13 protein-coding genes are annotated in these 11,612 nt (G+C 66.5%); 8 read left to right on the plus strand and 5 right to left on the minus strand.

The features are described from left to right. A partial coding sequence (locus tag AC1D2H_RS13980; RefSeq protein ID WP_478011491.1) for an IS3 family transposase occupies window positions 1-120 on the plus strand: 120 nt, incomplete at its 5' end. A 64-nt stretch (window positions 121-184) separates the two neighbouring features. Here the strand turns inward: AC1D2H_RS13980 and AC1D2H_RS13985 are convergent. Next, window positions 185-673, minus strand: coding sequence for a fasciclin domain-containing protein (locus AC1D2H_RS13985; RefSeq protein ID WP_477936660.1), 489 nt, complete (start codon window positions 671-673; stop codon window positions 185-187). Window positions 674-902: 229 nt separating this feature from the next. On the opposite strand from AC1D2H_RS13985, the gene pstS reads away from it, so the two are divergent. The 7 genes from pstS to phoR all read left to right on the plus strand — a co-directional run bounded on the left by pstS (window position 903) and on the right by phoR (window position 7,535). Then, a complete protein-coding gene (gene pstS, locus AC1D2H_RS13990) occupies window positions 903-1,943 on the plus strand; it encodes a phosphate ABC transporter substrate-binding protein PstS (RefSeq protein ID WP_477936658.1) in 1,041 nt (346 codons plus the stop codon). Between the two features lie 165 nt (window positions 1,944-2,108). Next, window positions 2,109-3,068 carry a phosphate ABC transporter permease subunit PstC gene (pstC, locus tag AC1D2H_RS13995; RefSeq protein WP_477936656.1) on the plus strand — a complete coding sequence of 320 codons (960 nt, stop codon included), beginning with the start codon at window positions 2,109-2,111 and terminating at the stop codon, window positions 3,066-3,068. Then, entirely contained in the window at window positions 3,065-3,928 is an 864-nt protein-coding gene (pstA, locus tag AC1D2H_RS14000) for a phosphate ABC transporter permease PstA (RefSeq protein ID WP_477936654.1), read from the plus strand. The genes pstC and pstA overlap by 4 nt, the downstream gene beginning before the upstream one ends. 12 nt (window positions 3,929-3,940) lie before the next feature. Then, window positions 3,941-4,726 (plus strand): phosphate ABC transporter ATP-binding protein PstB, encoded by a 786-nt coding sequence (gene pstB, locus AC1D2H_RS14005; RefSeq protein WP_477936652.1) that lies wholly within the window; start codon window positions 3,941-3,943, stop codon window positions 4,724-4,726. Between the two features lie 14 nt (window positions 4,727-4,740). Beyond that, window positions 4,741-5,448 (plus strand): phosphate signaling complex protein PhoU, encoded by a 708-nt coding sequence (gene phoU, locus AC1D2H_RS14010; protein ID WP_056195475.1) that lies wholly within the window; start codon window positions 4,741-4,743, stop codon window positions 5,446-5,448. A gap of 2 nt (window positions 5,449-5,450) precedes the next feature. Then, window positions 5,451-6,152: a phosphate regulon transcriptional regulator PhoB gene (phoB, locus tag AC1D2H_RS14015; RefSeq protein WP_478011384.1), complete on the plus strand. Its 702-nt coding sequence runs from the start codon at window positions 5,451-5,453 to the stop codon at window positions 6,150-6,152. A gap of 15 nt (window positions 6,153-6,167) precedes the next feature. Then, complete coding sequence (gene phoR / locus AC1D2H_RS14020) at window positions 6,168-7,535, plus strand: phosphate regulon sensor histidine kinase PhoR (protein ID WP_478011385.1); 1,368 nt, start codon at window positions 6,168-6,170, stop codon at window positions 7,533-7,535. On the opposite strand, the gene AC1D2H_RS14025 is transcribed toward phoR, so the two are convergent. From AC1D2H_RS14025 to trxA, 4 genes are all read right to left on the minus strand, one after another. Further along, on the minus strand, window positions 7,529-9,169 hold the full coding sequence (locus AC1D2H_RS14025; RefSeq protein WP_477936646.1) for a hypothetical protein: 1,641 nt from the start codon (window positions 9,167-9,169) through the stop codon (window positions 7,529-7,531). The genes phoR and AC1D2H_RS14025 overlap by 7 nt on opposite strands. Window positions 9,170-9,315: 146 nt before the next feature. Further along, the gene (locus tag AC1D2H_RS14030) at window positions 9,316-9,567 is read right to left on the minus strand and encodes a type B 50S ribosomal protein L31 (protein WP_477936644.1); all 252 of its coding nucleotides are present in this window, start codon (window positions 9,565-9,567) and stop codon (window positions 9,316-9,318) included. 135 nt (window positions 9,568-9,702) lie between these two features. Beyond that, on the minus strand, window positions 9,703-10,968 hold the full coding sequence (gene rho / locus AC1D2H_RS14035) for a transcription termination factor Rho (RefSeq protein ID WP_477936642.1): 1,266 nt from the start codon (window positions 10,966-10,968) through the stop codon (window positions 9,703-9,705). A gap of 256 nt (window positions 10,969-11,224) precedes the next feature. Next, window positions 11,225-11,554: a thioredoxin TrxA gene (trxA, locus tag AC1D2H_RS14040; protein WP_056195487.1), complete on the minus strand. Its 330-nt coding sequence runs from the start codon at window positions 11,552-11,554 to the stop codon at window positions 11,225-11,227. Window positions 11,555-11,612: the final 58 nt, after the last annotated feature.

Raw genomic sequence — 11,612 nt, forward strand, 5'->3', positions numbered from 1 at the left:
GTGGCAGAACTGCGTAGCGGCTTGCGTCGCTACATCCACTACTACAACCACCACCGCATCAAACTCAAGCTGAAAGGCCTGAGCCCGGTGCAGTACCGAACTCAGGCCTTGGGCCACTAGATCAACTGTCCAACTTCTTGGGGTCAGTTCAATCGGGCGGCCTTCTTGTTTCTCTCGGCAGCAGTTACTTCTTCGGCGGCATCAGCACGCGGTCGACGACATGGGCCACGCCATTGGTCGCGACGATGTCGGCCTGCTGCACGACGGCGTCGTCCACGGTGACGAAGCTGCCGGCCTTGGCCAGGGCCAGGGTCGCGCCCTGGTGGGTCTTGGCAACGCCCGGTTTCACATCGGCGGCAGCCACGCGGCCGTCGATGACGTGATAGCCCAGCACGGCTTTGAGCTGGGCCGGGTCGGCGGCCAGCGCTTCCAGCGTCTTGGCCGGCACGGCCTTGAAGGCCTCGTCGCTGGGGGCGAAGACGGTCAGCGGGCCGGCGGCGCGCAACTCGTCCACCAGGCCGGCCTGGGCCACCAGGCGGTTGAAGGTGCTGAGCTGCGGGTCGCGGGCCAGTGTGTCGGCCAGCGGCGCCGGGGCGGGCGCTGTGGGCGCAGAGGCGCAGGCGGCCAGCAGGGCGCTGGCGGCCAGGGCGATCAAGGAGGTGCGGCGGATCATGTCGGAAGCTCCGGTTGGGTCGGTAAACGGCTGGCCGGGACTCTAGAAGCGGGATATGACGATTGCATGAATCGAAAATGACAGTGTCACAAAGCGGTTCAGAGCGCTTCCCAGCCGCCCCTCGACGCGCTCCAATCTCCGGGTAGATGACGGGGAGGTCACTGAATCGTCACATTCGATCCCTAGGATGACGGTCATCGTCAAAACCGCCACGCGGAAGGTGTCTCAGATGAACTTTGTCCAGGTCAGCAAGTCGCTCGCAATCGTCGCGAGCCTGTTTGGCGCCCAGGTGGCCCTTGCCCAGGACGTGACCGGCGCTGGCGCCACCTTCCCGGCGCCCATCTACGCCAAGTGGGCCGATGCCTACAACAAGGCCACCGGAGCCCGCATCAACTACCAGTCCGTCGGCTCCGGCGCCGGCATCCGCCAGATCAAGGCCAAGACGGTCGACTTCGGCGCCTCCGACATGCCGCTGAAGGACGACGAACTGGCCAAGGACGGCCTCGTGCAGTTCCCGATGGTCATCGGCGGCGTCGTGCCCGTCGTCAACATCAAGGGCATCGCCCCGGGCCAGATCAAGCTGACCGGCCCTGTGCTGGCCGACATCTACCTCGGCAAGGTCACCAAGTGGAACGACGCGGCCATCACCGCGCTGAACCCGGGTGTCGCGCTGCCTGACGCGGCGATCGCGCCGGTGGCACGCGCCGACGGCTCGGGCACGACCTTCATCTTCACCAACTACCTGTCCAAGGTCAGCGAAGACTGGAAGACGAAGGTCGGCGAAGGCACGACGGTCAAGTGGCTGGCTGGCACGGCCGGCAAGGGCAACGAGGGCGTCGCCGCCTTCGTGCAGCGCCTGCCCAATTCCATCGGCTACGTCGAGTACGCCTATGTGAAGCAGAACAAGATGAACTACGTCCAACTGAAGAACAAGGACGGCCAGTGGGTCAACCCGAGCGACGACGCCTTCAAGGCCGCCGCCGCCGGCGCTGACTGGAACAAGACCTTCTACCAGATCACGACCGACCAGCCCGGCAAGACCGCCTGGCCGCTGACCAACCCGACCTACATCCTGATGTTCAAGTCGCAGGACAAGGCGGCCCAGGCCAGCGCCGCGCTGAAGTTCTTCGAGTGGGCCTATGTCAACGGCGACAAGGCGGCCGACGACCTCGACTACGTGCCCCTGCCCGCCGCCGTGAAGGACCTGGTGCGCAAGCAGTGGACCGACCAGATCAAAGACACCGCCGGCAAGGCCGTCGCCTTCAAGTGATCCCTGGGCGCTGACGCTGACCTGAATGCAGCCCGGCCCCGGCCGGGCTCCGCCACGTCCCAGCGCCCATCCCCTGACCCGACTTTCGGAGGTTCCTTGGCAGCCATCCTTCCAGCCGGCAGCGCAGGCGCTGATCGAGGCGAGCGGCGCTCGCATACTTCACCCATGGAACCCAAACCCCAGCGCCGCCGCGTCGCCCCCTGGGCCGACACCTTGTTCGCCGCCCTGTCGCAGGGCGCCGCCTGGCTGACGCTGGCCTTGATGGTCGGCATCATCGGTTCCCTCATCATCGGCGCGGCGCCGGCCCTGAAGGCCTTCGGCCTGGGCTTCCTGACCAGCGCGGAATGGGACCCGGTGCAGGAGAAGTTCGGCGGCCTGGTGATGATCTACGGCACGCTGGCCAGTTCCTTCATCGCCCTCGTCATCGCCGTACCGGTCAGTTTCGGCATCGCCATCTTCCTGACCGAGCTGTCGCCCAGCTGGCTCAAGCGCCCCCTGGGTGTCGCCATCGAGCTGCTGGCTGCCGTGCCGTCCATCGTCTATGGCATGTGGGGCCTGCTGGTCTTCGGCCCCATCCTGGCCACCTTCGTGCAGCAGCCGCTGCAGGCCGTGCTGAGTGGCGTGCCCCTGCTGGGTTCGCTGGTCTCCGGCCCGCCGGTGGGCATCGGCATCCTGTCGGCCGGCATCATCCTGGCGATCATGATCATCCCCTTCATCGCCTCGGTGATGCGCGACGTCTTCGAGGTCACGCCGCCGATGCTGAAGGAATCCGCCTACGGCCTGGGCGCGACGACCTGGGAGGTCGTCTCGCGCGTCGTGCTGCCGTATACCAAGACCGGTGTCGTCGGCGGCATCATGCTCGGCCTGGGCCGGGCGTTGGGCGAGACGATGGCCGTCACCTTCGTCATCGGCAACATGAACCAGCTGAACTCGCTGTCGGTCTTCGAGGCCGCCAACAGCATCACGTCCACGCTGGCCAATGAATTCGCCGAGGCCGGCGAGGGCCTGCACCAGGCCTCGCTGATGTACCTCGGCCTGGTCCTCTTCCTCATCACCTTCGTCGTGCTGACCATCTCCAAGCTGCTGCTGCTGCGCCTGAAGAAGAGCGAAGGAGCCCGTTCATGAGCTCGACCCTTGACACTCGCCGCCTGGCGATGCACCACAAGCGCAAGCGCACCAATGTCATCGCGCTGGCGCTGTCGCTGGGCGCGATGGGCTTCGGCGTGTTCTGGCTGGTCTGGATCCTGTTCGAGACCATCTATCTCGGCATCGGCGGCCTGAGCCTGGCCACCTTCACCGAGATGACGCCGCCGCCGCAGGGCGAGGGCGGGGGCCTGGCCAACGCCATCTTCGGCAGTTTCGTCATGGTCGGCCTGGCCACGCTGGTCGGCACGCCGGTCGGCATCCTGGCCGGCGTCTATCTCGCTGAATACGGCCAGAAGACCTGGCTGGGCAGCGCGGTGCGCTTCATCAACGACATCCTGCTGTCCGCCCCGTCCATCGTCGTCGGCCTGTTCGTCTACGCCATGGTCGTCGCCAAGCTGAAGAGCTTCTCCGGCATGGCGGGCGCGCTGGCCCTGGCGCTGCTCGTCATCCCCGTCGTCATCCGCACGACGGAGAACATGCTCAGCCTGGTGCCCAACGCGCTGCGCGAGGCCGCCTATGCGCTGGGCACGCCGAAGTGGAAGGTCATCCTGACCATCACGCTGAAGTCGGCGCGTGCCGGCGTGCTGACCGGCATCCTGCTGGCCCTGGCCCGCGTGTCGGGCGAGACCGCGCCGCTGCTGTTCACGGCGCTGTCCAACCAGTTCTGGACCAGCGACATCAGCTCGCCGATGGCCAGCCTGCCGGTCACCATCTTCAAGTTCGCGATGAGCCCCTACGAGAACTGGCAGAAGCTGGCCTGGGCCGGCGTCTTCCTGATCACCGTCGGCGTGCTGCTGCTGAACATCCTCGCCCGCGTGCTCTTCAAGAACAAACACTAAGGACCCGATCTCATGGACGCCAAGATCGAAACGCCCGTGGGCGAGCGCGCCAAACTCTCGGTGCGCAACCTGAACTTCTTCTACGGCAGCTTCCACGCGCTGAAGAACATCAACCTCGACATCCCCGAGAACAAGGTCACCGCCTTCATCGGTCCGTCGGGCTGCGGCAAGAGCACGCTGCTGCGCACGCTGAACCGCATGTACGAGCTCTACCCCGAGCAACGTGCCGAAGGCCAGATCCTGCTGGACGGCGAGGACGTGCTGGCCAGCAAGGACGATGTCTCGCTGATCCGCGCCAAGATCGGCATGGTCTTCCAGAAGCCCACGCCCTTCCCGATGTCCATCTACGACAACATCGCCTTCGGCGTGAAGCTGTTCGAGACGCTGCCGCGCGTCGAGATGGACGAGCGTGTGGAGTGGGCCCTGAAGAAGGCCGCGCTGTGGACCGAGGTGAAGGACAAGCTCAACCAGAGCGGCTCCGGCCTCTCCGGCGGCCAGCAGCAGCGCCTGTGCATCGCACGCGGCATTGCCATCAAGCCCGAGGTGCTGCTGCTCGACGAGCCCTGCTCGGCGCTGGACCCGATCTCCACCGGCAAGATCGAGGAGCTCATCCACGAGCTCAAGGCCGACTACACGGTCGCCATCGTGACCCACAACATGCAGCAGGCCGCGCGCTGCTCGGACTACACGGCCTATATGTACCTGGGCGACCTGATCGAATTCGGACCGACCGCTGAGCTCTTCATGAAGCCCAAGCGCAAGGACACCGAGGACTACATCACCGGCCGCTTCGGCTGATCAAGGAGGACGGTATGGTGGACAAACATCTCTCGACCCAGTTCGACGCCGAGCTCAGCGGCATCTCGACCCGCGTGCTCGAAATGGGCGGCCTGGTGGAAGCCCAGGTGGCCCAGGCCGTGCAGGCGTTGGTGGACTTCAGCGCCGCATCGGCCGACGAAGTGCTGACCAAGGAAAGCCGCGTCAACACGATGGAAATCGAGATCGACCGCGATCTCTCGACCATCATTGCGCGCCGCCAGCCGACGGCCCGCGACTTGCGCCTGCTGATCGCCATCAGCAAGAGCATCGCCAACCTCGAGCGCGTCGGCGACGAAGCCGCGCGCATCGCCCGCACGGTGCAGCGCCTGGTGGCCAGCGGTGTTTCGAGCCGCATGCGCCTGCCGATGTCCGACCTCAGCTTCGAGGCCGAACTCGCCACCACCCAGCTGCGCAAGTCGCTGGACGCCTTCGCCCGCCTGGACGTGGAGCGCGCGCTGGACGTGCTCAAGCACGACGACGAGATCGACAAGGAGTTTGATGGCCTGCTGCGCAAGCTCATCACCTACATGATGGAAGACCCGCGCACCATCTCCTCGTCCATCGACCTCGTCTTCGTGGCCAAGGCCATCGAGCGTGTCGGCGACCACGCCAAGAACCTGGCCGAGGTGGTCATCTACGTGGTCAAGGGCCAGGACGTGCGACACAACTCGCCCGAGGCCGTCGAAACCATGGTGCGTTGATCATGAGCCGAGTCCTTGTCGTTGAAGACGAATCGGCGATCGCCGAGCTGATCTCCATCAATCTCCGCCATGCCGGCTTCGAGGTGACGATCGCCGGCAGCGCCACCCAGGCCCAGTACGAGGTGGACCGCGTGCTGCCCGACCTGGTCGTGCTGGACTGGATGCTGCCCGGCCAGAGCGGCGTGGCGCTGGCGCGCCAATGGCGTGGCGTGGCCCGCACCAAGGAGCTGCCCGTCATCATGCTGACGGCGCGCGCCGAGGAAGGCGACAAGATCGCCGGCCTGGATGCGGGTGCCGATGACTACATCACCAAGCCGTTCTCGACCAACGAGCTGCTGGCGCGCATTCGCGCCGTGCTGCGTCGCAAGGCGCCCGAGGCGCTGGACAGCGCGGTCGAGGTCGGCCCCTTGCTGCTGGACCCGGGCACGCGCCGCGTCAGCCGCGATGGCGCCGAGGTCAAGCTCGGCCCCACCGAGTTCCGCCTGCTGCATTTCTTGATGACGCACCCCGAGCGTGTGCACAGCCGTTCGCAGCTGCTGGACCGCGTCTGGGGCGACCACGTCTTCATCGAGGAACGCACCATCGACGTCCACGTCAAGCGCCTGCGCGAAGCGCTGGAGCGCGTGCAGTGCGCCCGCATGATCGAGACCGTCCGTGGTGCCGGCTACCGCTTGACCCAACAGAGCAGCGCGCTCTCTGCCTGAGTTTCATCCGCCGACATGACCTGGTTACTGCCGCGACTCCTGATGGCCCTCGGGGCCGCGCTGTTCGGGTTTGTCATTGGAGTGGGGGTACGCACGGCCACGGGTATCGACAGCCTTGGGCTGGGCGTCGGCGTCGTCAGCGGCGTCGTGCTGACTTTGCTGGTCGACGCGGTGCGTGGCCACCGCCTGCTCAGCTGGCTGCGTGGCAACCAGCTCGAGAACGCGCCGCGCGACACCGGCCTGTGGGGCGAGGTCGGCTACCGCATCGAGCGTGCCGTGCGCGATCGGGACCGCAGCGTGGGGCGCGCCCGGCTGGAGCTGGAGCAATTCCTGTCGGCCATCGAAGCCTCGCCCAACGGCGTGCTGATGCTGGACTCGCACGAACAGATCGTCTGGTGCAACCGCGTCGCGGCCGACCACTTCGCGCTGGACCCGCAGCGCGACCTGCGCCAGCGCATCACCAACCTCGTGCGTGCGCCCGCCTTCGTGGCCTATCTGCAGGCCGGCACCTTTGCCGAGCCGCTGGTGCTGGGCAATGGCCGCGGCCCGGGCACGCTGTCCATCATCGTGCGCGAGTACGGCGAGGGCATGCGCCTCGTGCTGTCGCTGGACATCACCGAGCGCGTGCGCTCCGAGGCCATGCGGCGCGACTTTGTCGCCAATGTCTCGCACGAGATCCGCACACCGCTGACGGTGCTGTCCGGCTTCATCGAGACCATGCACACGCTGCCGCTGACGGCCGTCGAGCGTGAGCGCGTGCTGGTGCTGATGAACCAGCAGACCCAGCGCATGCAGACGCTGGTGGCCGACCTGCTGACGCTGGCCCAGTTGGAAGGCAGCCCGCGCCCGGCACCGGACCGCTGGGTGGGCCTGGACGGCCTGCTGCTGCGCATCGCGGCGGATGCCGAGGTGCTTTCCGCTGGCCGTCACCAGCTGCATCTGAGGCCGGAGACCAACGTCGAGCTGGCCGGCATCGAGAGCGAACTGCTCAGCGGCATCGCCAACCTCGTCACCAATGCCGTGCGCTACACGCCGGACGGTGGCGAGGTCGAGGTGGCCTGGCGGCTGCTCGAGGGTGGCAATGGCGAGCTGACCGTCATCGACACGGGCCTGGGCATCGCGCGCGAACACATCCCGCGGCTGACGGAGCGCTTCTACCGTGTCGACGGCAGCCGCTCACGCGAGACGGGGGGCACGGGCCTGGGCCTGTCCATCGTGAAGCACGTCATGCAGCGCCATGGCGGCGAGCTGATGATCCAGAGCGATGTCGGCAAGGGCTCGCGCTTTCGCCTCGTTTTCCCGGCCGCGCGCGTGCGCCAGGCCAGCGACTCGGCGCTGGGCGACGAGGCGGCCTTCAACGCGGCCGCGCTGTCGGATCACTGACGCTTCAGGAGCACGAGACTGGCGCTGCCGCTGCGGTCCGTTGGCCGCTTCACCTGCGCAACCACCTGCCAGCCCTGGGGTGTCGGTTGGCCGGCGCTGATGACGGCGTGGCTGCATGCGGAGGTGGTCAGCGAGCCACGGCCGCGAACCAGCCAGCCGCCATGCCATTCCAGCGCCGCCAGCGTCGCGAGGTTCTGGCCCGGTGCGGCCAGGCAGTTGGCGTCGGCCGGCACGCGCGCCTTCAGCCGGGCGACCAGCGGTGCCAGGCTGCGCGCATAGTCCAGCGGCGGCAGCAACAGGCTCATGACCAGCAGCCAGCCCAGGGCGACGCCGCCGGCCGGCAGGGCCAGGCTCTTCCACAGCGCATGGCGATGGCGGGCGGTGCGCCAGCGCACCAGGGCCAGCCAGGACAGCGTCGCGGCGATGGCGAACAGCAGGGCCAGCACGCTGAACTCCGGCTCGAAACCCTCCGCCAGGCGGCGCAGATTGGCCATCGGCCGCGCCGGCCAGCCGGTGTGCATGGACACGTAGTAAAGCCAGCCGAACAGCGCCACCGCGGAGAAGATGAAGACGCAGAACCAGTCCACGGCGGCCGAGACGCTGCGGCTCAGCGTCGGCAGTGCGAAGGCGGCCAGGATGGCCAGCGAGGGCAGGGCCAGCAGGAGCGCGCGCTCCGAGCCGTCCATCGTGATGCAGGCCACCAGCGGCACCAGCAGCGCAATGGCCGGCACGGTGATGTGGCGGCGCAGGCCATGGCGGCGCCAGCGCCACAGCGTCCACAAGGCCAGCGGCCCGGACGGCCAGCAGAACCAGGCCAGCAGGCTCAGCAAAGAGGCGAACTGCAGGCCGGGCCTGACGCGCCAGGCCCAGCCGTCGAAGGCCCAGGCCGCCAGCACGGCCAGCGTCAGCGAAGCCAGCAGCCAGAGCCTCTGGGCCTTGGCTTCGTCATAGCTGGAGCGGTGGTTGAGCAGCAGGCCGAGCAGGCCGAGGGCGCAGGCCACGGTCGGGGCGCCGCTGGCAGCCAGCGCAGGCAGAGCCAGCAGGATGGCTGCCCGTGCGCGGCCCTGCTTGAAGGGCGCTGCGGCCAGGCCATAGAGGTAGCCCGCGATGGCCAGCAGTTGCATCAGCTCGGGGGTCGTCTCGTGGCCCAACTGCAGCAGGCCGAGCGACGCCATCAGCGCCAGCAGGGCGCCGTCGGCCAGGGCCCGGGCGTAGTCGATGGCCTGGGCTTCGCCGCCAAAGGCGAAGGCCACCGGCTGGGCCGCCTCGGTGCGGGCCAGATGGAAGCAGGTGTACCAGACCGCCACGAGCACGCCGACCAGCACCAGGGCATAGGGCAGGCGGGCGGCGACGGGCGCGTCCAGGAAGGGCAGGATCTTGATGGCCAGCGCGCCCAGCCAGTAGGGCAGGGGGCCGCCCTCGGCGGGGATGCCGGCGATGGCCGGCTGCCACCAGGGCGCGTGCCCCTGGGCGATGCTGGCCATGAAGCCGAAGCTGCTCAGGTCGGCATTGCGCCAGGGGGCGCGACCGAAGATGCCCGGCAGCACATAGGCGGCGCACAGCAGGATCAGCGCCAGGCGTGGCAGGCGCTCGACGCCGCGCTCGGCGACGATGGCGGGGGTGGGGAGATTCACTCGCGAAACTTCGATGAAACCGGCCGGCATCATGCCGTCAAACGCCGGCCGAACGGCGGAGTCGGCAGTTTTGAGCTGCCAAAAAGCAAAAGGGCAGCCTGGGCTGCCCTTTGGACGTTGGTGCGGCGAAACAGCCGCGAGCCAATTTACTTCTTGAGGTGAGCGAACTTGTTGCGGAACTTCTCGACGCGGCCGCCCAGGTTGTCGATGCTCTTTTGCGTGCCCGTGTAGAAGGGGTGCGACTCGCTGGTGGTTTCCAGCTTCACCAGCGGCAGCTTCTTGCCGTCGATCTCAATGGATTCCTTGGTCTGCACGGTCGAACGCGTGACGAACTGGAAACCGTTGGACTGGTCGACGAACGCGACGTCGCGGTAGTTGGGGTGAATGCCGTCTTTCATGGGAACCTCTTGGCTAGGTCGGGAGCCACGCCGACGATGTCAATCGCTTGGTCGGCGCACTTTCCGGGGGTGTCAGGGCGGAAAACCCGCGATTGTAGCGGGCTTCCTTGCGGTTTGGCCAGTTTCGGGCTGAAGTTACCCGCCGCGCCGCATCATGTCGAAGAAGTCATGGTTGTTCTTCGACGCCTTCATCTTCTCGAGGATGAACTCCATCGCCTCGATTTCGTCCATGTTGTAGAGCAGCTTGCGCAGGATCCAGCTCTTTTGCAGGATCTCGGGCTTGAGCAGCAGTTCCTCGCGGCGCGTGCCGGACTTGTTGATCAGCAGCGACGGGTAGACGCGCTTCTCGGCCATGCGGCGATCCAGGTGGATTTCGCAGTTGCCGGTGCCCTTGAACTCTTCGTAGATCACCTCGTCCATCTTGGAGCCGGTGTCGATCAGGGCGGTGCCGATGATGGTCAGCGAGCCGCCTTCCTCGATGTTGCGCGCCGCGCCGAAGAAGCGCTTGGGGCGCTGCAGGGCGTTGGCGTCCACACCACCGGTCAGCACCTTGCCGGAGCTGGGCAGCACGTTGTTGTAGGCGCGGGCCAGGCGCGTGATCGAGTCCAGCAGGATGATCACGTCCTTCTTCAGCTCCACCAGGCGCTTGGCGCGCTCGATGACCATTTCGGCCACCTGCACGTGGCGGGCGGCGGGCTCGTCGAAGGTCGAGCTGATGACTTCACCGCGCACGGTGCGGATCATTTCGGTCACTTCTTCCGGGCGCTCGTCGACGAGCAGCACGATGAGGTGGCAGTCCGGGTGGTTGGCCACCAGCGCGTGCGCCAGGCTCTTCATCATCTCGGTCTTGCCCGTCTTGGGCTGGGACACGATCAGCGCGCGCTGGCCTTTGCCGATGGGCGCCACCAGGTCGATGATGCGACCGGTGATGTTCTCTTCACCCTTGTAGCCTTCACGTTCGAGCTTGAACTGCTCCTTGGGGAACAAGGGCGTCAAGTTCTCGAACATGATCTTGTTCTTGCTCTCCTCCGGCGTCTGGTTGTTGACGCGGTCGACCTTGACCAGAGCAAAGTAGCGTTCGCCGTCCTTGGGCACGCGCACTTCGCCTTCCACCAGGTCACCGGTGTGCAGGTTGAAGCGGCGGATCTGGCTGGGCGACAGGTAGATGTCGTCCGTGGAAGCCATGTAGCTGGCCTCGATCGAGCGCAGGAAGCCGAAGCCGTCGGGCAGGACTTCGAGCACGCCATCGCCGAAGACCTGCTCGCCAGCCTTGGCGCGCTTCTTCATGATGGCGAACATCAGTTCCTGCTTGCGCAGGCGGGTGACGTTGTCGATCTCCAGCGCCTCGCCCATCTCGATGAGGGCGGAAACGTGGAGCGCTTTGAGTTCGGAAAGATGCATGGGCGAATACCCGTCAGGGGCCGCAGCGCCAGCCAAGGCGCAACGGCGATTCCACGGCCGCCCCGGAGTAGGACCGAATAGCTACCGTCAAACAGCGAACGGCGCGGATCCGGAAACTAGCAAAGTGGTGGGAGGGGGAGCCGAGTCCACGCTGGCTGGGTGCTGAATTTGTATCCAGGAACCCGGGGCGTGTTGGCTTTGGCTGCTGCAGTGATCGCGCTGAGGGCGCCGGAATCACTGCAGCAGTTGGACGCGATTATAGGTTCGCGTCGAGGAAGGCGGTCAACTGGGCCTTGGAGAGGGCGCCGACCTTGGTGGCGGCGAGCTGGCCGTCCTTGAAAAGCATCAGCGTCGGGATGCCACGGATGCCAAACTTGGCCGGCACTTCGCGGTTCTCGTCGACGTTCATCTTGGCGATCTGCAGCTTGTCACCGTAGCCGGTGGCGACCTCGTCCAGGATGGGCGCGATCATCTTGCAGGGGCCGCACCATTCGGCCCAGTAGTCCACCAGCACCGGCTTGCCGGACTGGATCACGTCGGCGTCGAAGGACGCGTCGGAAACATGCTTGATCAATTCGCTGCTCATGGGAGGGTTCCTTGGCCTCAAAGGGTTGGCGGTCGCCGCGCAGGCGCCGTCCGAATAG

The sequence above is a fragment of the Roseateles sp. P1_C1_2 genome, assembly GCF_056406535.1.

Excerpts from the sequence above, each read along its gene's own strand:
- phoB (WP_478011384.1), top strand. The coding sequence starts at position 5,451 with ATGAGCCGAGTCCTTGTCGTTGAAGACGAATCGGCGATCGCCGAGCTG.
- trxA (WP_056195487.1), bottom strand. The coding sequence starts at position 11,554 with ATGAGCAGCGAATTGATCAAGCATGTTTCCGACGCGTCCTTCGACGCC.
- pstS (WP_477936658.1), top strand. The coding sequence starts at position 903 with ATGAACTTTGTCCAGGTCAGCAAGTCGCTCGCAATCGTCGCGAGCCTG.
- pstB (WP_477936652.1), top strand. The coding sequence starts at position 3,941 with ATGGACGCCAAGATCGAAACGCCCGTGGGCGAGCGCGCCAAACTCTCG.
- AC1D2H_RS14030 (WP_477936644.1), bottom strand. The coding sequence starts at position 9,567 with ATGAAAGACGGCATTCACCCCAACTACCGCGACGTCGCGTTCGTCGAC.
- pstA (WP_477936654.1), top strand. The coding sequence starts at position 3,065 with ATGAGCTCGACCCTTGACACTCGCCGCCTGGCGATGCACCACAAGCGC.
- phoU (WP_056195475.1), top strand. The coding sequence starts at position 4,741 with ATGGTGGACAAACATCTCTCGACCCAGTTCGACGCCGAGCTCAGCGGC.
- rho (WP_477936642.1), bottom strand. The coding sequence starts at position 10,968 with ATGCATCTTTCCGAACTCAAAGCGCTCCACGTTTCCGCCCTCATCGAG.
- pstC (WP_477936656.1), top strand. The coding sequence starts at position 2,109 with ATGGAACCCAAACCCCAGCGCCGCCGCGTCGCCCCCTGGGCCGACACC.
- AC1D2H_RS13985 (WP_477936660.1), bottom strand. The coding sequence starts at position 673 with ATGATCCGCCGCACCTCCTTGATCGCCCTGGCCGCCAGCGCCCTGCTG.
- phoR (WP_478011385.1), top strand. The coding sequence starts at position 6,168 with ATGACCTGGTTACTGCCGCGACTCCTGATGGCCCTCGGGGCCGCGCTG.